The 18,715-nt window shown below is 65.7% G+C and carries 20 protein-coding genes; 8 read left to right on the top strand and 12 right to left on the bottom strand.

Annotated features, from left to right (window positions below; translation table 11 throughout):
* Window positions 1-7 precede the first annotated feature (7 nt).
* A complete protein-coding gene (locus CLU85_RS03920) occupies window positions 8-1,036 on the top strand; it encodes a tripartite tricarboxylate transporter substrate binding protein (protein WP_100409129.1) in 1,029 nt (342 codons plus the stop codon).
* A 36-nt stretch (window positions 1,037-1,072) separates the two neighbouring features.
* Here CLU85_RS03920 and CLU85_RS03915 read toward each other — a convergent pair whose 3' ends face one another.
* The 8 genes from CLU85_RS03915 to CLU85_RS03880 all read right to left on the bottom strand — a co-directional run bounded on the left by CLU85_RS03915 (window position 1,073) and on the right by CLU85_RS03880 (window position 9,990).
* Window positions 1,073-1,531, bottom strand: a complete 459-nt coding sequence (locus tag CLU85_RS03915; protein ID WP_100412366.1) for a DUF3592 domain-containing protein — start codon at window positions 1,529-1,531, stop codon at window positions 1,073-1,075.
* Between the two features lie 42 nt (window positions 1,532-1,573).
* On the bottom strand, window positions 1,574-2,494 hold the full coding sequence (locus tag CLU85_RS03910; protein ID WP_100412365.1) for a glyoxylate/hydroxypyruvate reductase A: 921 nt from the start codon (window positions 2,492-2,494) through the stop codon (window positions 1,574-1,576).
* A gap of 63 nt (window positions 2,495-2,557) precedes the next feature.
* Window positions 2,558-4,585: an acetyl/propionyl/methylcrotonyl-CoA carboxylase subunit alpha gene (locus CLU85_RS03905; protein ID WP_100409128.1), complete on the bottom strand. Its 2,028-nt coding sequence runs from the start codon at window positions 4,583-4,585 to the stop codon at window positions 2,558-2,560.
* On the bottom strand, window positions 4,586-5,305 hold the full coding sequence (locus CLU85_RS03900; RefSeq protein ID WP_100409127.1) for a DUF4126 domain-containing protein: 720 nt from the start codon (window positions 5,303-5,305) through the stop codon (window positions 4,586-4,588).
* 23 nt (window positions 5,306-5,328) lie between these two features.
* The gene (locus tag CLU85_RS03895) at window positions 5,329-6,114 is read right to left on the bottom strand and encodes an enoyl-CoA hydratase/isomerase family protein (protein ID WP_100409126.1); all 786 of its coding nucleotides are present in this window, start codon (window positions 6,112-6,114) and stop codon (window positions 5,329-5,331) included.
* A complete protein-coding gene (locus CLU85_RS03890) occupies window positions 6,111-6,620 on the bottom strand; it encodes a DinB family protein (protein ID WP_100409125.1) in 510 nt (169 codons plus the stop codon). Before CLU85_RS03890 ends, CLU85_RS03895 begins: the two co-directional genes overlap by 4 nt.
* A gap of 17 nt (window positions 6,621-6,637) precedes the next feature.
* A complete protein-coding gene (locus tag CLU85_RS03885; protein ID WP_100409124.1) occupies window positions 6,638-8,245 on the bottom strand; it encodes a carboxyl transferase domain-containing protein in 1,608 nt (535 codons plus the stop codon).
* 14 nt (window positions 8,246-8,259) lie between these two features.
* Window positions 8,260-9,990 (bottom strand): AMP-binding protein, encoded by a 1,731-nt coding sequence (locus CLU85_RS03880; protein ID WP_100409123.1) that lies wholly within the window; start codon window positions 9,988-9,990, stop codon window positions 8,260-8,262.
* Window positions 9,991-10,097: 107 nt separating this feature from the next.
* Between CLU85_RS03880 and CLU85_RS03875 the strand changes: the two genes are divergently transcribed.
* The 4 genes from CLU85_RS03875 to CLU85_RS03860 all read left to right on the top strand — a co-directional run bounded on the left by CLU85_RS03875 (window position 10,098) and on the right by CLU85_RS03860 (window position 13,297).
* Window positions 10,098-11,210, top strand: a complete 1,113-nt coding sequence (locus tag CLU85_RS03875; protein ID WP_232727722.1) for an AraC family transcriptional regulator — start codon at window positions 10,098-10,100, stop codon at window positions 11,208-11,210.
* Between the two features lie 76 nt (window positions 11,211-11,286).
* Entirely contained in the window at window positions 11,287-11,565 is a 279-nt protein-coding gene (locus CLU85_RS03870) for a metal/formaldehyde-sensitive transcriptional repressor (protein WP_100409122.1), read from the top strand.
* Window positions 11,566-11,573: 8 nt separating this feature from the next.
* Window positions 11,574-12,629 (top strand): CDF family Co(II)/Ni(II) efflux transporter DmeF, encoded by a 1,056-nt coding sequence (gene dmeF, locus CLU85_RS03865; RefSeq protein WP_100409121.1) that lies wholly within the window; start codon window positions 11,574-11,576, stop codon window positions 12,627-12,629.
* On the top strand, window positions 12,629-13,297 hold the full coding sequence (locus CLU85_RS03860; RefSeq protein WP_100412363.1) for a glutathione S-transferase family protein: 669 nt from the start codon (window positions 12,629-12,631) through the stop codon (window positions 13,295-13,297). The genes dmeF and CLU85_RS03860 overlap by 1 nt, the downstream gene beginning before the upstream one ends.
* 10 nt (window positions 13,298-13,307) lie before the next feature.
* Here CLU85_RS03860 and CLU85_RS03855 read toward each other — a convergent pair whose 3' ends face one another.
* The 3 genes from CLU85_RS03855 to CLU85_RS03845 are packed head-to-tail and all read right to left on the bottom strand — an operon-like array spanning window position 13,308 to window position 15,167.
* Window positions 13,308-13,961 (bottom strand): HAD family phosphatase, encoded by a 654-nt coding sequence (locus CLU85_RS03855; protein WP_100409120.1) that lies wholly within the window; start codon window positions 13,959-13,961, stop codon window positions 13,308-13,310.
* Window positions 13,962-14,010: 49 nt separating this feature from the next.
* Window positions 14,011-14,457: a YchJ family protein gene (locus tag CLU85_RS03850; protein WP_369858153.1), complete on the bottom strand. Its 447-nt coding sequence runs from the start codon at window positions 14,455-14,457 to the stop codon at window positions 14,011-14,013.
* 11 nt (window positions 14,458-14,468) lie between these two features.
* Window positions 14,469-15,167: a DUF4197 domain-containing protein gene (locus tag CLU85_RS03845; RefSeq protein ID WP_100412362.1), complete on the bottom strand. Its 699-nt coding sequence runs from the start codon at window positions 15,165-15,167 to the stop codon at window positions 14,469-14,471.
* 141 nt (window positions 15,168-15,308) lie between these two features.
* Here CLU85_RS03845 and CLU85_RS03840 point away from each other — a divergent pair, with 141 nt between their 5' ends.
* The 3 genes from CLU85_RS03840 (at window position 15,309) to CLU85_RS03830 (ending at window position 17,575) form a co-directional block, all read left to right on the top strand.
* Entirely contained in the window at window positions 15,309-15,788 is a 480-nt protein-coding gene (locus CLU85_RS03840; RefSeq protein WP_100409118.1) for a DUF421 domain-containing protein, read from the top strand.
* Between the two features lie 57 nt (window positions 15,789-15,845).
* Window positions 15,846-16,202: a DUF2237 family protein gene (locus tag CLU85_RS03835; RefSeq protein WP_100409117.1), complete on the top strand. Its 357-nt coding sequence runs from the start codon at window positions 15,846-15,848 to the stop codon at window positions 16,200-16,202.
* Between the two features lie 155 nt (window positions 16,203-16,357).
* Window positions 16,358-17,575: a hypothetical protein gene (locus CLU85_RS03830; protein ID WP_157803912.1), complete on the top strand. Its 1,218-nt coding sequence runs from the start codon at window positions 16,358-16,360 to the stop codon at window positions 17,573-17,575.
* On the opposite strand, the gene CLU85_RS03825 is transcribed toward CLU85_RS03830, so the two are convergent.
* The gene (locus tag CLU85_RS03825; protein ID WP_100409115.1) at window positions 17,557-18,687 is read right to left on the bottom strand and encodes an acyl-CoA dehydrogenase family protein; all 1,131 of its coding nucleotides are present in this window, start codon (window positions 18,685-18,687) and stop codon (window positions 17,557-17,559) included. The genes CLU85_RS03830 and CLU85_RS03825 overlap by 19 nt on opposite strands.
* Between the last annotated feature and the right edge of the window lie 28 nt (window positions 18,688-18,715).

Here is an 18,715-nt window from a genome sequence, read left to right as displayed (position 1 = left end):
GACACACATGCACCACCGCCACCTTCCCCCATCCACGCCCAATGCCACCCGGCGCGCCGTGCTGCACGCAGCCTTCGCCGTGCCGCTGAGCCTGGGCATCGCTGGTCATGCGGTCGCGCAAACAGCTGCCACCGCCTTCCCCAGCAAGACCATCCGTTTTGTGGTGCCCTACCCGCCTGGTGGCCCCACCGACCTGATGGCCCGCATGCTGCAGCCCGAGCTGCAAAGCCGCCTGGGCGTGGCGGTGGTGGTGGACAACAAGGGCGGCGCCGGTGGCAACTCAGGCAGCGCCGAGGTAGCCAAGCAGGCACCGGCCGACGGCCACACCCTGCTGCTGGCCGCCAGCGGCCCGATGGCGGTCAACCCGTCGCTGTACGCCAGCATGCCGTTCAACCCGCAGTCCGATCTGGCGCCAGTGATCCAACTGTCGGCGTTCCCGCTGGTGCTTGAAGTGCACCCCTCGCTGGGCGTCAAGACCCTGGCCGAGTTTCTGGCCCTGGCCAAGGCCGGCAAGCCGGTGCTGAGCTACGCGTCAGCGGGCAACGGCACGCCCCAACACCTGGCGGGTGAGCTGTTCAACACCACGGCGGGCGTGAAAATGGGGCATATCCCGTACCGGGGCGCAGGCCCCGCGCTCAATGACCTGATCGGCGGACAGGTGAACGTGATGTTCGACATCGTCGGCAGCTCCTTGCCGCACATCCAGGCGGGCAAGCTGATCCCGCTGGCCGTCACATCGAGCGAGCGCGCCAAGGTGCTGCCCAACGTGCCCACCATGGCGGAGGCCGGCATTGCGGGCTATCAGATCACGGGCTGGCATGGCATTGCGGTACGCGCTGGCACTCCCCAGGCCACCATCGACAAGCTCAACGCCACCGTCAACGCGATCTTCAAGGAACCCGCCTTCCGCGCCAAATGGGAAGCCATTGGCACGCCCGTGGTGGGGGGCACGGCAGCAGACTTTGGGGCACTGATCAAGTCCGACGCGCAGCGCCTGGGCAAGCTGGTGCGCGATGCGGGCGTGACAGTGGATTAAGCGCCGAGAGCGCTCTTGGCGCCTGGGCCGGGAAGGCTATGCCGTTGCCCTGGGACGCAGGCGCAGCAACAGCCCGCCAAACACCATGCCGATAGCGCTGGACAGCAGCATCACCGCGCCCACAACGATCTTGACGGTGGTGGAGCTGCTGATTTCGGCCTGCGACGGGCTTTTGGCGGAGTAACGCACCGCGACGGTTTCGCCCAGCTTGTGGATGGCCTGCTGCTGCCGCGCCACCGAGCCTGTGAAGCTGAAGGTTCGCCCATCACTCGCCACAAATTCCACAATGCTTTTCTTGGCGAGCCCTCGGCGGTGGGGTGGGCCAGTCATGATTTCTTCATGCCCCACCACCCGGCCTTTGACGTTGTGCGTGTCGCCCAGCATGTTCATGCCCGAGGCCAATATCCACGCCGCACCCAGTGCCGTCAGGGTGCTGGGCACCAGCAGGAACCAACCCAAAAGACCAAAGAAGCGGCGAAACGTGGACGTGCTCATGCCCGCCATTCTCTACGCTGGCGAGCGCGTGGACCGGCGGCCTCAGTAGCCGCGCGCCGGGTTCACAATGCCTGCCACGGCCTCGCCGCGCTCCAGCGCCACCATCTTGCGCGCGATCTGGGCAATGCTCTCCTCACGCAGGGTGCGCGCGGAGGTGTGGGGGGTGATGGTGATGCGTGGGTGGTTCCAGAAGGCGTGGCCTGCGGGCAGCGGCTCGGTGCGGAACACGTCGAGTGTGGCGCCTGCCACTTGGCCGCTGTCAATGGCGGCAATCAGGTCTTCGTCCACCAGATGCGCGCCGCGCGCCACGTTGATCACATAACAGCCGGGCAACAGGCGGCCCAGTGTGTCTTGGTTGATCACGTTGGCCGTGTCGGGCGTGAGGGGCAGCAGGTTGACCAGCACGCGGCTCGCGGCCAGAAAGTCATTGAACTGCTCCGCCCCCGTAAAGGCGCGCACGCCCTCAATCGCCTTGGGGCTGCGGCTCCAGCCGTTGACCGGGAAGTCAAACTGCGCCAGCGCCTTGGCAACCCGCTCGCCCAGTACGCCCAGACCCATCACGCCGATGGGGTAGTCGCTGCGCAGGCGCGGCTTGCGGTAGCCCCAGCGCCCGGCCGCCATGTCGGTCTCGTAGCCATCGAACTCACGGAAGTGGCGGATGACCGCGTGGCACACGTACTCGGCCATCTGAACGGCCATGCCCGCATCGTCCAGCCGCACCACCAGTGCGCTGGGTGGCAAGCGCAGCTTGAGCAGGGCATCCACGCCCGCGCCAATGTTGAACAGCGCCTTGAGGCCCGGCTGCTCGTCCATGAACTGCTGGGGCGGCGCCCAAACCACGGCGTAGTCGGCCTGCGGGGCGCCGGGCTGCCACACGGAAATGTCAGCGCTAGGCAATGCGGCAGCCAGGCCCTGGAGCCAAGGCTCGGCCTTGGTATCGGTACAACAAAAGGTGATTTTCATGGCGCCCAAGCCTAACGGCATTGCCCCCAGCGCGCTGTCGCGCACGGGGAGCCCCGCCATGGCTTACGCTTTCTCGGCCACCACCAACTTGAGCAGTTCAGCCCCTTCAGTGACCTGGTCGCCGGGCGCGTACAGCAGCTCCTGCACCACGCCATCCGCCGGGGCTGCAATGGTGTGCTCCATCTTCATGGCCTCCATCACCGCCAGGGGCTGGCCTTTGGTCACGGCGTCGCCCGCCTTCACGGCAAACGACACCACCTTGCCGGGCATGGGGGCCGTCAGGCGCCCGCCTTCGGCCGCAGCCTCGCCCGAGTGCGCCAGCAGGTCGATGGCGGTGATCTGCGTGGCGCCCAGCGGGGTGAACACATGGTCCACCTCGCCCTGGGCATACACGGCGGCGCGCGTGCGCTGGCCCGCATACTGCAACTCGATGCCGTCGGCGCGTGCCGAAAACACCAGCGGCCCGGCCACGGCGGCACTGCCCTCGCCCACCGCCAGGTGCAGATTGCCACCACGCTCGTAGGTCAGCCAGGCCTTGGCGTGTTCGCCGCCAAATTCAAATTCAAACCTGCGCTGCACCACACCATGCGTGTGGAAGCCATCGCGGCGACTGAAAGGATCTACGCCTTCACTGGCACGTTCTTTCAGCAGGGTCTGCGCCACGGCGGCCGCAGCGGCCAGGGGCAGGCCTACGGGCTCCTGATGGAACAACACGGCTTGCTCGCGCGGAATCAGCGCGGTGTCGAGCTGGGCGTTTTTGAACGCATCGGTGCGGGCCACGCGGCGCAGAAACTGCACATTGGTGGCGAGGCCCACGATGTGGGTCTGGGCCAAAGCTTCATCCAGACGCGCCAGCGCCTGTTCGCGCGTGTCGCCGTGCACGATGAGCTTGGCCACCATGGAGTCGTAGAAAGGGCTGATCGCATCGCCCTGGCGCACGCCGGAATCCACGCGGACGGCGCCCCGTTCGAACGTCACGCACTCGGGCAGTGCATACACGTTGAGCGCGCCGGTGGCGGGCAGGAAGTTGTTGTCAGGGTTTTCGGCGCAGATGCGCGCCTCGATGGCGTGGCCGGTGATGCGCAGTTCGTCCTGGCGCAGCGGCAGTGGCTCGCCCGAGGCCACGCGCAGTTGCCATTCCACCAGGTCCAGCCCGGTGATGGCTTCGGTCACGGGGTGTTCTACCTGCAGGCGGGTGTTCATCTCCATGAAGTAGAACTTCATGTCCTCGGGCTTGGCATAGCCGCCGGGCTGCTCCACGATGAATTCCACCGTGCCCGCGCCCACGTATTTCACGGCGCGAGCGGCGGCCACGGCAGCCTCGCCCATCTGCTGGCGCAACGCGGGCGTCATGCCCGGGGCGGGCGCTTCTTCCAGCACCTTTTGGTGGCGGCGCTGCACCGAGCAGTCGCGTTCAAACAGGTACACGCAGTTGCCCTGGGTATCGCCAAACACCTGAATCTCGATGTGGCGAGGGCGCAGCACGTATTTTTCGACCAGCACGGCGTCATCGCCAAAGCTGTTGATGGCCTCGCGCTTGCACGAATCGAGCGCTGCCGCAAAGTCCTCGGCCTTGTCCACAGCGCGCATGCCCTTGCCGCCACCACCGGCGCTGGCCTTGATGAGCACGGGGTAGCCAATGCGGTCGGCCTCGCGCTTCAGCAGCGCGGGGTCTTGGTCGCTGCCATGGTAGCCAGGCACCAGCGGCACACCGGCCTTTTCCATGAGCTGCTTGGACTCGGCCTTGAGCCCCATGTCCTTGATGGCAGACGGTGGTGGGCCGATGAAGACCAATCCGGCGCTGGCACATGCCTTGGCGAAGTCTTCGTTTTCGCTCAGGAACCCATAGCCTGGGTGAATGGCCTGCGCGCCCGTGGCTTGCGCGGCCTCGATGATGCGCTCCCAGCGCAGGTAGCTCTCCTTGGGTGCGCTGCCGCCAATGTGCACGGCCTCGTCGCACACGGCCACGTGTTTGGCGTTGGCGTCGGCGTCCGAATACACCGCAACAGTCTTCACCCCAAGGCGGCGTGCAGTGGCCGCCACGCGGCAGGCGATCTCGCCGCGATTGGCGATCAGTATTTTTGTAAACATTTAAGCCACCTTGGCAGAACCAGAAAAGAATGAGGACAAGCGCCGCACGACGGCGCGCAGAAATTTGAACAACACCACCAGCAGCAGCACCGAAACCACCACCATCACCACCAGCACGATGCCAAAAGCCACCGGGTGCTGCGTCGCCAACCACACCACCGCCACCACCAGGCCGTCCTCCAAGAACGACAGGCCCCAGTTGGAAAAAGGTTCGGGCGACGTATTGACCGCAGCCCGCGTGGTCATCTTGGTCGCCATCGACGTGGCAGCCAGTGAGCCCCCCAGCAAGCCCGCGATCACACCCATGGTGGCGTTGTCCGCGCCGAACACCCCCGCCGCCAGCAATGCGCCGCCGGGCACACGGATAAAGGTGTGCACGGCGTCCCAGGCGCTGTCGATCCAGGGCACCTTGTCGGCAAAAAATTCCACCAACATCAAGCTGCCCGCCACCGCCAGTACCAGCGGGTTTTGCAGCACGTGCAGCCCGGCGGGCAACGCCAGCCACCCGCCAGCACCCATCAAACCAACGATGAACACCACGGCATACAGCCGAAAGCCGCTGGCCCAGCCCAAGGCGGCGGCCAGGGCCAGCAGGCTGGGCATGTCGAGCTTTTGGGTCACCTCGGCCATGCCGCCCGCCACGTCGCGCGCGGTGCCCGCATCCACGTGCAGGCCCACGGTGTGCAGCCACTGAACGATGTGCAGCCAGAGAGCGTCCATATTCGATCCTTACGCGCTTCGCATTACGCCGACAACCAGGCCGGCTTGCGTTTGTTCAGAAACGACTGCACGCCCTCCTTGCCCTCGTCGCTGGCGCGAATCTCGGCGATGCCCTGCACCGTGGCGGCAATCAAACCCGCATTGATCTCGCGCTCGGCCACGTCCAGCACCAGCTTCTTGCACACCCGCACGGCGTTGGGGCTGGCGGTGGTCAGGGCTTTGAGCAGTTCATCGACCTTGGCGTCCAGCTGCTCAGCCGCCACCACCTCGTGCACAAAGCCGATGCGCAGCGCTTCCGCCGCGCCAAAGCGCTCGGCCGTCAAAAAGTACCGGTGCGCGGCCCGTGCGCCCATGGCGCGGATCACATAGGGACTGATGGTGGCGGGGATGAGGCCCAGCTTCACCTCGCTGAGACAAAAGCCCGCTGTGTCCACCGCCACCGCCATGTCGCACGCGGCCATCAGGCCCATGCCGCCTGCGTACACATCGCCCTGTACGCGGGCTATTGTTGGTTTGGGGCATTCGTAGATCACGCGCAGCATCTCGGCGAGCTTGCCCGCATCGGAGATGTTTTCATCGCGCGTGTAGTCGGCCATGCGGCGCATCCAGTTCAGGTTGGCGCCTGCGCAAAAGGCGGGGCCTTCGGCCGCCAGCACCACGGCGCGCACATCGGCACGCCCGCCGACATCGGTGAAGGCAGCGGTGACTTCGGCAATGACTTCGTCGCTAAAAGCGTTGCGAATTTCGGGCTGCGTGAGCGTGATGCGCGCCACAGCGCCGGTTTGGGTGATGGACAGGTTCTGGCTCATGGCTTGGACGGGTTCTGCAGGTAATAGACGAAATCCAGCTCTGGGCACGGCTGGCCCAGCGCAGTCAATGCGGCGGTGATCTGGCCCCGGTGGTGCGTGCCGTGGTTGAACACATGCGCCAGCGTGGCCGCAAAGGGCAGCGAGGCTGCTGTGCCACGCATGGTGGTGTAGTTGAGCGTGCCGTCCCAACGGTCTGGGGCAAAAGAAACGATCAGAGGCTCCCAGCGGGCAGCCCCCGCGCGCAGGCGGACATCCAGCCGTTCGCGGTCGGGCTCCAGTTCGGCGTCCAGTGCCACCTTGGGCGAGATGCCTTCGGCAAACCGCACAAACCACAAGTGGTGCTCGCCCACCAGCAGATGGTTGAGCGTGCCGTGGATGCTTTTGAAGAACAGGCCCACGTCGCGCCGGTAGGCCTCTTCAGGCAGCGCCCGCGCGGCATCGAGCACGCGCGCCGTGGCCCACGCGTTGTAGCGTGCCAGCAGGGTGAAGTGGGCGAGGGCGTCCATGGCGGCTCCCTGTGGATCTACATGCGGAACAGGCCGAACTTGGTGTCTTCAATCTGCGCATTGCGCGTAGCCGCCAGCCCCAGCGCCAGCACGCGGCGCGTGTCGGCGGGGTCGATCACGCCGTCGTCCCACAGGCGCGCGGTGGCGTAGTAGGGGTGGCCCTGGTCTTCGTACTGGCGGCGGATGGGGGCCTTGAAGGCTTCTTCCTCTTCCATGCTCCACTGCCCGCCTTTGGCCTCAATGCCGTCACGTTTGACGGTGGCCAGCACGCCCGCGGCCTGGTCGCCGCCCATCACGCTGATGCGCGCGTTGGGCCACATCCACAGGAAGCGCGGCGAGTACGCCCGGCCGCACATGCCGTAGTTGCCCGCGCCAAAACTGCCGCCGATGATGATGGTGAACTTGGGCACCGCCGCCGTGGCCACAGCCGTGACCATCTTGGCGCCGTTGCGGGCGATGCCTTCGTTCTCGTACTTGCGGCCGACCATGAAGCCGGTGATGTTCTGCAAAAACACCAGCGGGATCTTGCGCTGGCAGCACAGCTCGATGAAGTGCGCGCCTTTCAGGGCCGACTCGCTGAACAAGATGCCGTTGTTGGCGATGATGCCGACCATCATGCCTTCGATGCGCGCAAAGCCCGTGACCAGCGTGGTGCCGTAGCGTGCCTTGAACTCGTCGAACTCTGACGCATCCACGATGCGGGCAATGATCTCGCGCACATCAAAGGGCTTGCGTGTGTCCACGGGGATCACCCCGTACAACTCTTCCGCTCCGAATTTAGGAGCTATTGGCGCTTGATCAGCAGCTGCTCCCGCCTTGTTTTTATTCAAATTGCGCACGGCATTGCGTGCGAGCTGCAGTGCGTGCATGTCGTTCTGCGCCAGGTGGTCGGCCACGCCCGACAGGCGCGTGTGCACATCGCCACCGCCCAGGTCTTCGGCCGTCACCACCTCGCCCGTGGCCGCTTTGACCAGTGGCGGGCCGCCCAAAAAGATGGTGCCCTGGTTCTTGACGATGATGGACTCGTCGCTCATGGCGGGCACGTAGGCGCCGCCAGCCGTGCAGCTGCCCATGACCACGGCGATCTGCGAGATGCCCATGGCGCTCATGTTGGCCTGGTTGAAGAAGATGCGGCCAAAGTGGTCGCGATCAGGAAAGACTTCATCCTGGTTGGGCAGGTTGGCGCCGCCCGAGTCCACCAGGTAGATGCAGGTCAGGTGGTTTTGCTGCGCCACTTCCTGCGCACGCAGGTGCTTCTTGACAGTGAGCGGGTAGTAGGTGCCGCCCTTCACCGTGGCGTCGTTGCACACGATCATGCAATCGACGCCGCTCACGCGGCCGATGCCTGCGATGAGCCCCGAGCAGGGCGCATCGTTGTTGTACATGTTCAGCGCGGCCAGCGGTGCAAGCTCTAGGAACGGAGTGCCAGGGTCGAGCAGCATCTGCACGCGCTCGCGCGGCAGCAGCTTGCCACGGGCCACATGCTTGGCGCGCGCGGCGTCGCCGCCGCCCAGGGCCACCTTGTCGAGCTGGGCGCGCAGGTCATCCACCAGCGTGCGCATGGCAGCGGCATTGGCCAGAAAGTCCGCCGAGCGGGCGTTGAGTTGGGTGTCGAGAATGGTCATACGGTCTTGCTCTCTCAAGCGGTTTTCTGTTCTTCCAGGCCCAGCAGATCCTTCATTTCGTCGCGGATCTTGAACTTCTGGATCTTGCCCGTCACCGTCATCGGAAAGCTGGTGACGAAGCGGATGTAGCGCGGCACCTTGTAGTGCGCGATCTGGCCCTTGCAGAAGGCACGAATGTCGTCTTCGGTCGGTGTGGTGCCGGGCTTGGCGATGATCCAGGCGCACAGCTCCTCGCCGTACTTGGCATCGGGCACGCCCACCACCTGCACGTCCTGCACCTGCGGGTGGCGGTACAGAAACTCTTCGATCTCGCGCGGGTAGATGTTCTCGCCGCCGCGGATCACCATGTCCTTGATGCGGCCGACGATGTTCACATAGCCTTCGTCGTCCATGGTGGCCAGGTCGCCGGTGTGCATCCAGCCGTCGGCATCGATGGCCTCGCGGGTCTTGGCTTCGTCGCCCCAGTAGCCGTGCATCACCGAATAGCCCCGGGTGCAGAACTCGCCGCGCTGGCCGACGGGCACCACGGCGCCGCTGTCGGGGTCCACGATCTTGACCTCCAGGTGCGGCTGCACCTGGCCCACGGTGGAAACGCGCTTAGGCAAAGGCGTGTCGGTGCTGCTCTGGCAGCTGACCGGGCTGGTCTCGGTCATGCCGTAGGCGATGGTGATCTGCGACAGATTCATCTGCTCCACCACACGCTTCATGACCTCGGTGGGGCATGGCGAGCCGGCCATGATGCCGGTGCGCAGGGTCGACAGGTCGAACTCGGAAAAGCGCGGGTGGTCCAGCTCGGCAATGAACATGGTGGGCACGCCGTGCAGGCCGGTGCATTTTTCGTCCTGCACCGTCTGCAGCACCGTGAGCGGGTCGAACCCATCGTTGGGGTACACGATGGCAGAGCCGTGCGTGAGGCAGGCCAGGTTGCCCAGCACCATGCCAAAGCAGTGGTACAGCGGCACGGGGATGCACAGGCGGTCTTCGGGCGTGAGCTTCATGCACTCGCCGATGAAAAACCCGTTGTTCAGGATGTTGCGGTGCGTGAGCGTGGCCCCTTTGGGGAAACCCGTGGTGCCGCTGGTGAACTGGATGTTGATGGGGTCGGTGGCTTTCAGCGTCGCTGCGATTTGCGCCAGGCGCGGGTCGGCCGCGTTGCCGCGTGCCAGCAGGTCGGAAAAGCGCAGCAGGCCCGGCTCGTCGGCACCCACGCCAGATTCATCAATCCACACCACGGTGTTGAGCAGGGGCAGCTGTTGCGCCTCCAGCTGGCCCGGTGTGCCGTGCGCCCATTCGGGCGCCAGCTCGCGCAGCATGCCCAGGTAGTCGCTGGTCTTGAAGCGCGCCATGGTCACCAAGAGCTTGCAGCCCACCTTGTTCAGCGCGTATTCGACTTCGGACGTGCGGTAGGCCGGGTTGATGTTGACCAGCACCAGGCCTACCTTCGCGGTGGCCAGCTGCATCAGCACCCATTCGGCGTTGTTGTGCGACCAGATGCCCACGCGGTCGCCGGGCTTGAGCCCCATCCCCAACAGTGCACTGGCCAGGCGGTGTGTCTCGGTCTGCAGTTGGGCATAGGTGAATCGGCGGCCCTGGTGCACGCTGACCAGCGCCTCACGCCCGGGCTGGCGGGCCACCATGTCGGCAAAAAAGGCGCCGATGGTCTGCTCGATCAAGGGAACGTCGATGGCGCCACGGGCGTGGCTGCCCACCAGCGGGGCGGAGTTCGTTGCGGCGGCAATCGTCACGGGTGTTGTCTCCTCGGCTCTGTCATCCAGCCCTGGCCACAGGGGTCCAGGGTTTGCGGGCGGCGATGCGTAAGCATAGAAGCCTGCACCCCGATCAGGTGGACACAATGGTTGCAAATCGTGCCACGGCTGGCACACTCTGCGGCGTGAAACCGCTTGCCCCTACCGCTACAGACCGCCTGCCCCCGTCTGCCACCGCCCCCGCCGCCACGCCCATCGCCTTTGTGCGCGCCATTGTTCTGGCGTACACACAGCGCGGCATGAACCCCGAGCGCGCCCTGGCCCTGGCACAAATTGCGCCGCCACTGTTGCAGGACGACAGCGCCCACATCACCGCCTGGCAGATGGAGCAGATCTCCGACGCAGCCATGCAGGAGCTGGACGACGAGGCGCTGGGCTGGTTCAGCCGCCGCCTGCCTTGGGGCAGCTACGGCATGCTGGCGCGCGCCAGCATCAGCTCGCCCACGCTGCAGGTGGCGCTGGCCCGCTGGTGCCGCCACCATGGGCTGCTGACGGACGACATTGCCCTCACCCTCACTAGCGCTGGCGACACCGCCACCCTGGCGATCACCGAGGCGCGCGACCTGGGCGCGCTGCGCGAGTTCTGCCTGGTGTCGGTGCTGCGCAATGCCCACGGCCTGGCCTGCTGGCTGGTGGATTCGCGCATTCCGCTCATCGCGGCCGAGTTTGCGTTTGATGCGCCGCCCCATGCCGACGCTTACGCCGTGCTGTTCCGTGGCCCCGTCACCTTCCACGCGCCGCGCACCGCCCTGTACTTTGACGCCCGCTACCTGCACCTGCCCCTGCGCCGCGACGAACAGGCCCTGCGCCAGATGTTGCAGCACGCCCTGCCCCTGACGGTGCTGCACTACCGCCGCGACCGCCTGCTGGTGCAGCGCGTGCGCCAGCTGCTGGGCGCCCCTCTGCCCGGCCAGCCCGCCCATGCGCTGCCCCAGCACAGCGCCGAATCATTGGCCGCGCTGCTGCATGTGTCGCCGCGCACCCTGCACCGGCAGCTGAAGGAAGAAGGCGCCACGCTGCAGGGCCTGAAAGACGAGGTGCGCCGCACCCGCGCGGTGGAGTTGCTGCACCGCACGCAACGCCCCATCAAACAGGTGGCCGAGGCAGCGGGGTTTGTGAATGAGAAGAGTTTTATCCGGGCGTTCCGGGGGTGGACGGGGCAATCGCCTGCGGAGTTTCGGAGGGCGGTGCGGGTATAGCGCCAGAACGTCGCATCCTGGCAGATAAGCCGCCCCTTAAAATACTCTACCCCCCTATGTCATATTTTGAATTCACATGACTCACACTATCCATCAAAAACCAAAGCTGCTGGCTAGAGTGCGTCGTATCCGGGGGCAGGTCGAGGCCCTGGAGCGCGCGCTCGATGCAGAAAAGGGTTGCGCAGACATCCTTCACCAAATCGCCGCCGTGCGTGGGGCGATGGGCGGGCTGATGACGGAGGTGCTTGAACAGCATGTGCACACCCATATCGCCAGTCCAACGATAACCAACGATGCGGAACGATCGCAGGGCGCCAACGAGCTGATCGATGTGTTGCGCGCCTATATCAAGTGAGAACGACTGTGCATACCGAAAACCTCTCCCGCTGGGTCCACGATCACGTGTTTGACACTGGCAACGACGCAGCCGAACGCAGCACGCGTGTGGTGATGTGGATCACTGCCATCACCATGGTGGTCGAAATTGCCGCCGGATGGTGGTTCAACTCAATGGCCTTGCTGGCAGACGGCTGGCACATGAGTTCCCATGCCGTAGCCATCGGCCTGTCGGCGGTAGCTTATGGAACCGCCCGGCGCTACGCCCAAGACCCGCGCTTTGCCTTTGGTACCTGGAAGATCGAAATCCTGAGTGGATTTGCCAGCGCCATTTTTTTGTTGGGCGTGGCAGTGATGATGCTGGTCGGGTCGGTTGAACGCATCCTCTCGCCGCAACCGATCCAGTACAAGGAGGCCATCGTGGTTGCCATTCTTGGGCTGCTGGTCAACGTGGTGTGTGCACTGATCCTTGGCAAGGCGCATCACCATGGACATGGCCACCAGCAAGATCACGCACACAGCCAGCAGGCGTCACACCACGGCCACCACCACGACCTCAACCTCAAGTCCGCCTACATCCATGTGATCGCCGATGCCGCAACATCGGTGCTGGCTATCGCGGCCCTCTTCGGTGGCTGGTTCTTCGGCTGGTCTTGGCTCGACCCATTCATGGGAGTCATCGGCGCCGTGCTGGTCGCTATCTGGGCAAAGGGCCTCATTTCCGACACAGGCAAGGTACTGCTGGACCGTGAGATGGATCACCCTGTGGTCGAAGAGATTCGCGAGGTGGTTGAAACAGAACAAGAAGTCAATCACACAAAAATCACCGACTTGCATGTCTGGCGTGTTGGCAAACAGGTTTATTCATGCGCTATGACGGTGGTCACCCATGACCACATGCTGACACCGGAGGTGGTGCGCGAACGGTTGTCCGTGCACGAGGAAATCGTCCACTCGACCATAGAGATTCACTACTGCCGGAATGACATGCACAGTGGTCAGCGCGCAGATGATGCCCACGCCGGGCAACACCCCAGCCAAGCTGCGGGACAGCACCCGACCAGCCAACCCCCCTACCCATGATGCTTCACCTCCACCACTGCGTCAGCGCCCGCTCCTTCCGCCCCCTGTGGATGCTCGAAGAGCTGCAACTCCCCTACCAGCTCCACATGCTGCCCTTCCCGCCGCGCGCCAAGGCCCGGTCGTTTCTGGATGAGAACCCGCTGGGCACGGTGCCCCTGCTGGTGCAGGGCGATGTGCGCATGACCGAATCCGCCGCGATGTGCCAGTACCTCGCCGCCACGCACCCCGATGCGGGGCTGGATGTGGCGCCCACCCACCCGGCGTATGGCGCGTACCTGAACTGGCTGCACATGAGCGATGCCACGCTGACGTTTCCGCAAACGCTGGTGCTGCGCTATGGCCGGTTTGAACCCGCTGAGCGCAAGCAGCCGCAGGTGGTGGAGGACTACAGCCGCTGGTTTCTGGCGCGGCTGCGGGCGGTGGAGGCCACGGCGGCGCACAGCGAGCACCTGTGCGCGGGCCGCTTCACGGCGGCGGATGTGGCGGTGGGGTATGCGCTGCTGCTGGCGCAGCACCTGGGACTTTCCGCGCAGTTCGGCCCGGCCACACAGGCCTACTGGCAGCGGCTGCAAGAGCGGCCCGGATACCAGCGGGCAATGACAGCGCAGACGCGGGCGGCGCACGAACAGGGTGTGCCAACCACACCGGCGCCCGACACGCAGCCTTGAGGTTGCGCGCTCAGCAGCCCAGCAACGCGGGCAGCTCGGCCATGCTGCGAAACACATGGTCTGCCCCGGCGGCGCGCAGCGCGGCGCCGTCGTCCAGCGGGGCGTAGGCAAACACCGTGGCACCGGCCGCCACACCGGCGGTGACGCCGGTCACGGTGTCCTCGACCACCGCACAGCGCGTGGGTGCGGCCTGCAGGGCCGCAGCGGCGGCCAGGTACACGTCGGGAGCGGGCTTGGTGGCGGGCATCTCGTGGCCGCTGAAGATGCGGCCCGCAAAGTACGGGGCCAGACCCACCTTGGCCAGTTGCATCTCGACCTTGTAGCGGTCGGCGCCCGAGGCGCAGGCAATGCGACCGCCATGGTGGGCATGCACTCGCTCCACGGCGCTGTGGATATGTTCGATGGCCGTGAGCTGCTGCTCCAGCGCGGCATTGCGGCGCGCGTAAAAGGCGGCCATCCATTCGTCGGTGAGCGGGCGGCCGGTGTGCCGCTCGATGCGCGCGGCCTCGCTGCGTACCATCTTGCCGATGAAGATGCGCAGACACTCTTCGGGCGACAGCGCCCAGCCAGCCTCGGCCAGCATCTCGCGCAGCACGCCGTTGGTGATGGGTTCGCTGTCCACCAGCACACCGTCGCAGTCAAACAGGATTGCTTCAAATTTCATAGCTGTTAGCGCTTACGGGACAAGCGCTAGAGGTCATTTTCATTCAAAATCAGGCGCTGAGATCGCCATCCACATACAGCCAGCGCTCGTCCACACGCACGAACCGGCTGGTCTCGTGCAGGCGCACGGCGCGGCCGCCCACGCGGTAGCGGGCCACAAACTCGACCACGGCGTGGTCGGCATCGGTAGCGCGGTGACTGCGCACATCCAGGCCCAGCCATTTGGCGCCGGCCTCGAAGTCGAGCGCCGCCGGGCGCGTGCTGGCATGCCAGGTGGCCTGCAAATAGTCGGAGCGCTCACACACAAAGGCGGTGTAGCGCGACCGCATGAGGCTTTCGGCGTCGGGGGCGAGGGGAGCATCGGCGCCCTGCGGGTCCAGATAGCGGCCACAACACTGCGCATACGGCAGCTTGGCCGCGCCTGGGCCCTTGCTGCCGCCAGGGCGCGCAGGCGCCAGACGCCCGCAGGGACATGGGTCGGTGGGCGAAGGCACCACGGCAGGCCGCTTTAGCGCAATGCGCCAAACACCTTGCGGGCCACGGCGCTGCCCGCAGCCGCAGGGTCCTGGCGGATGCGGCGCTCTTCCTCGCCAATCATGAGGTACAGGCCATCGAGCGTCTTGCCGGTGACGTACTGCGCCAGGTTGGCGTCCTCGGCCTTGAGCAGGCCAAAGCTGGCGGCCTTGCCGGCAAAGGCGTTGTACTTCTGCGTGAGGCCGACCTTTTCGGTGGCCTGGTTCACCACGGGCAAGAAGCGCTGGCCGAGCGGCGTGCGGGTCTTGTCGGCAAAAAAGGTGGTCACCGAGTTGTCGCCACCGGTGAGGATGTTCTTGGCGTCTGTCACGGTCATGCTTTGCACCGCGCCCACCAGCAGGTCTTTGCCCATGGGCACGGCGGCTTCAGCGGCGCGGTTGATAGAGACCACCAGCTCGTCAATGCGTTTGCCCTGGCCCAGGGATTTCATCACCTTGGCGGCGTCGTCCAGGTAGCCCGGCAGGCCAATGCGTACCTTGGGGTTGCCCAAAAAACCATCGTTGCGGCCCAGCAGCGACACCGCTGCCTGCGCACCCTGGGTCAATGCTGCCTTGAGGCCACTGGACGCATCGGCATTGGTGAGATCGCCCAGCGAGAGGGCCCAGGCGTGCTGTACGGTGGCGCACCACAGGGCGCCCAGAGCGCTGGTTTGGAGGAGGTGGCGGCGTTGCATGGTGTGGTTTCTTTCGGTGAAAGCGGCGGTGGCCGCACACAGGCGGCACCTGCAGGTGCCGATGGACTTTCCGGGATTCTCGCTCACGGCCCGCAGGCCGTAGACTGGGCGCCACCCATGCCTTCAACAAGGAGACTTGCAATGTGGCAAATGAGCGTGCCGTGGTGGGAGTTTGTGCTGCGCGGCGTGGCGGTTTATCTTTTTTTGCTGGTGTTCCTGCGCCTCACGGGCAAGCGACAAACGGGGCAGTACGAGCCGTTTGACCTGATCTTGTTGCTGATTCTGTCGAACGCCGTGCAGAACTCAATGAACGCGGGCGACAACTCGCTGGTGGGCGGGCTGGTGTCGGCCAGCACGCTGATGCTGTGCCATGTGGCACTGGCGCGGCTGGCGTTCCACTTTCCACGCGTTGGGCGCTGGGTGGACGGCAAGGCCCAGGTGTTGATCCACGAGGGCCAGCTGAACCAGGCGCTGATGCGCAAGGAGCTGCTGACCCGTGACGACGTGGAGGCCGCCCTGCGCGCCGGAGGCTGCCTGCACGCGCACGATGTGGAGCGCGCCACCATCGAGACCAACGGGCAGATCACGGTGGTGTTGCGCCGCCGTGGCAAGGACGGCTGAGCCGCTGCGCATCGCGCACCCCACACAAATCACCTCTACCCACCACCATCACCCGACATGACCGCACTGAACGTTCTGGGCACTTTGCTGATGCCCTGCTCCTATGACCCGCTGACCGGCTATTACCGCGACGGTTGCTGCAACACTGACGAACACGACCTCGGCACCCACGTGATCTGCGCACGCATGACGCAGGCGTTTCTGGACTTCTCGCTCGCGCGCGGCAACGACCTCATCACGCCCCGGCCCGAGCACCGGTTTGCGGGGCTGCGGGCCAACAACCGCTGGTGCCTGTGCGCCCTGCGCTGGAAGGAGGCCTATGAGGCCGGCGTGGCACCCCCGGTGATTCTGGAATGCACCCACGCCCGCGCGCTGGAGTTTGTGACGCTGGAGCAACTGCAGAGCACCAGCTGAATGCCCGGGGCCCGTGGTGGGCCCGCCGTCTGATGCGCCAGGCGCACCGGCCGTCTGCCCGCAGCGCGCTGGCCGCACCCCGCCCGCTACGATGCGCAGCCACAGACTGGCGCCCTCGGCGCGCTGGCAAGCCGCACAAGGAGGGCGCCCGCACCATGACCACCAACCACCCCAACCCGCCCAGCCAACACGACAACAGCACCCCCCAGGACCAGCCCCGCTGGCTGTACCAGGCGCAGGACGCAAGGGGCCGCCCCACTGAGGGTTTTGTGCATGCGCAGACCGCCGAAGAAGCCCTGCAGGCCATCACCGCCCTGCAGCAGCCCCCGCTGACCCAGGTGCGGCTGCACACCTCGGGGCTGCATGCCCGCGCGATGACCGAAATGGCAGACGAGGTGCTGGGGCCGCTGGACGTGAAGGCGCTGCGCCAGTTGGCACGCGACCAGATCGAGGCGCTGGAAAACCCCGGCATCTGGACCACGCTGCGCCAGCTGCTGCGCAACAACCGCACCTGGCTGCTTGTCTGCGCGGCGCTGATTGCGCTGGCCGTTTGGCGCCAATGGAGCCCCTGGGTGCAGGGGGCTCTGGTGGTGGCCATGCTGGCACCACTGGCGGTATTTGCCTACATGCACCAGTTTCAGCGCATGTACCAACACATGCTGCACGCACACGCCACGGGCGACCTGCCACGCCTGGACGTGCTGGCCCAACGGCTGGCACGTGCGGCCGAACGCCACGCGTTTCTGCGCCAGCCCGCCTGGGACGCGGCCGTGCGCATGGCCTGGTTCGAGGCGCGCGCCGAAGGTGTGGATGCCGCCATCCTGCACCTGCGCATCCATCCCATGCGCCCGACAGATGAGGGCGAGTTTCTGGCACGCATCTACACCCTGCCACTGGCCACAGGCGATCACGCGGGCTTCACGGCCCGCCTGCGCGAACTGATCGCCCAACGCCCGTCAGAGCCCACGCTGCACATGGACCTGGCGCTGGGGGAGGCCCGCGCGGGCCACACCGTAGAAGCCCAGCGCCTGCTGGATACGCTGCAGCCCACACTGCTGCCGCCCCATGGGCAGGCGTTCATCGACTGGGTGCGGGGCATGATCGCGCTGCGCGACCCCGCCCGGGCGGGCGAGGCTGCCAGCCACCTGAGCAAGGCCTGTGAGCAGTTTCTGGGGCTGGTGCGCAAAGCCCCGGGGGCCTGGCCCTCGCTGGCCGTATGCACCTGTGACTATGCGCTGGCCCTGGCCTGGAGCGGGCGCATGGAAACAGCCCAGGCAGTTTTTGCCAGCGTCCAGCCCGTGGCCCGGCACCACGCCGAGCCCGAGCGGCTGGCCTTGCTGGAGCGCGAACTGCGTCAGGCCAATGCGCGCTGAATGATGATTTTCTGCACGTCGCTCGTGCCTTCGTAGATCTGGCACACGCGCACGTCGCGGTAGATGCGCTCCACCGGAAAGTCATTCACCACGCCATAGCCGCCCAGCGTCTGGATGGCGGCGCTGCACACCTGCTCGGCCATCTCGCTGGCAAACAGCTTGGCCATGGCGGCTTCTTTCAGGCAGGGGCGCCCGGCATCGCGCAGCGCGGCGGCGTGCCAGATGAGCTGGCGTGCGGCTTCGATCTGCGTGGCGCAGTCGGCCAGACGGAAACCCACGGCCTGGTGGTTGAAGATGGCGGTGCCAAAGCTTTCGCGCTCTTTCGAGTAAGCCAGCGCCGCATCAAACGCGCTGCGCGCCATGCCCACGCTCTGCGCGGCGATGCCGATGCGCCCGCCTTCGAGCGCGCCCAGGGCGATCTTGTAGCCCTCGCCCTCGGCGCCGATCAGGTTCTCGGCCGGAATACGGCAGTTGTCAAAATTGATCTGGGCCGTGTCGCTGCTGTGCTGGCCGAGCTTGTCTTCCAGCCTTGCCACCACGTAGCCGGGGTTGCTGGTGGGCACCAGGAAGGCGCTCATGCCCTTCTTGCCCGCGCCCTTGTCGGTGACGGCGATGACGATGGCCACATGGCCGTTCTTGCCACTGGTGATGAACTGCTTGACGCCGTTGATCACGTATTCATCGCCCTGCTTCACGGCCGTGGTGCGCAGCGCCGAAGCGTCAGAACCCACATGTGGCTCGGTCAGGCAGAACGCACCCAGCATCTGGCCTTGGGCCAGCGGCGTGAGCCAGTCGCGCTTTTGCTGCGGGTTGCCGTAGCGCATGAGGATTGCGTTGACGGGGCAGTTGGTCACGCTGATGGCGGTGCTGGTGCCGCCGTCGCCAGCGGCAATCTCTTCAAGCACCAGCGCGAGCGTGACGTAGTCGAGATGGGCGCCACCAAATTCTTCTGGCACGCAGATGCCGTAAGCGCCCAGCGCGGCCAGGCCCTGGTGGGCTTCCTTGGGGAAGTGGTGTTCCTTGTCCCAGCGCGCGGCGTGGGGCCACAGCTGTTCTTGTGCAAAGTCGCGCACGGCGTCGCGGATCATTTCCTGGTCTTGGGTCAGCAGCATGGGGTTGTCTCCAGAAGTCGTTGTGGGT

This window comes from Acidovorax sp. 69 (assembly GCF_002797445.1).
Classification (GTDB): Bacteria; Pseudomonadota; Gammaproteobacteria; order Burkholderiales; family Burkholderiaceae_C; genus Acidovorax.
Note: the sequence above shows the minus strand (reverse complement) of the source record. Positions and strands in the feature narration are given on the sequence as shown.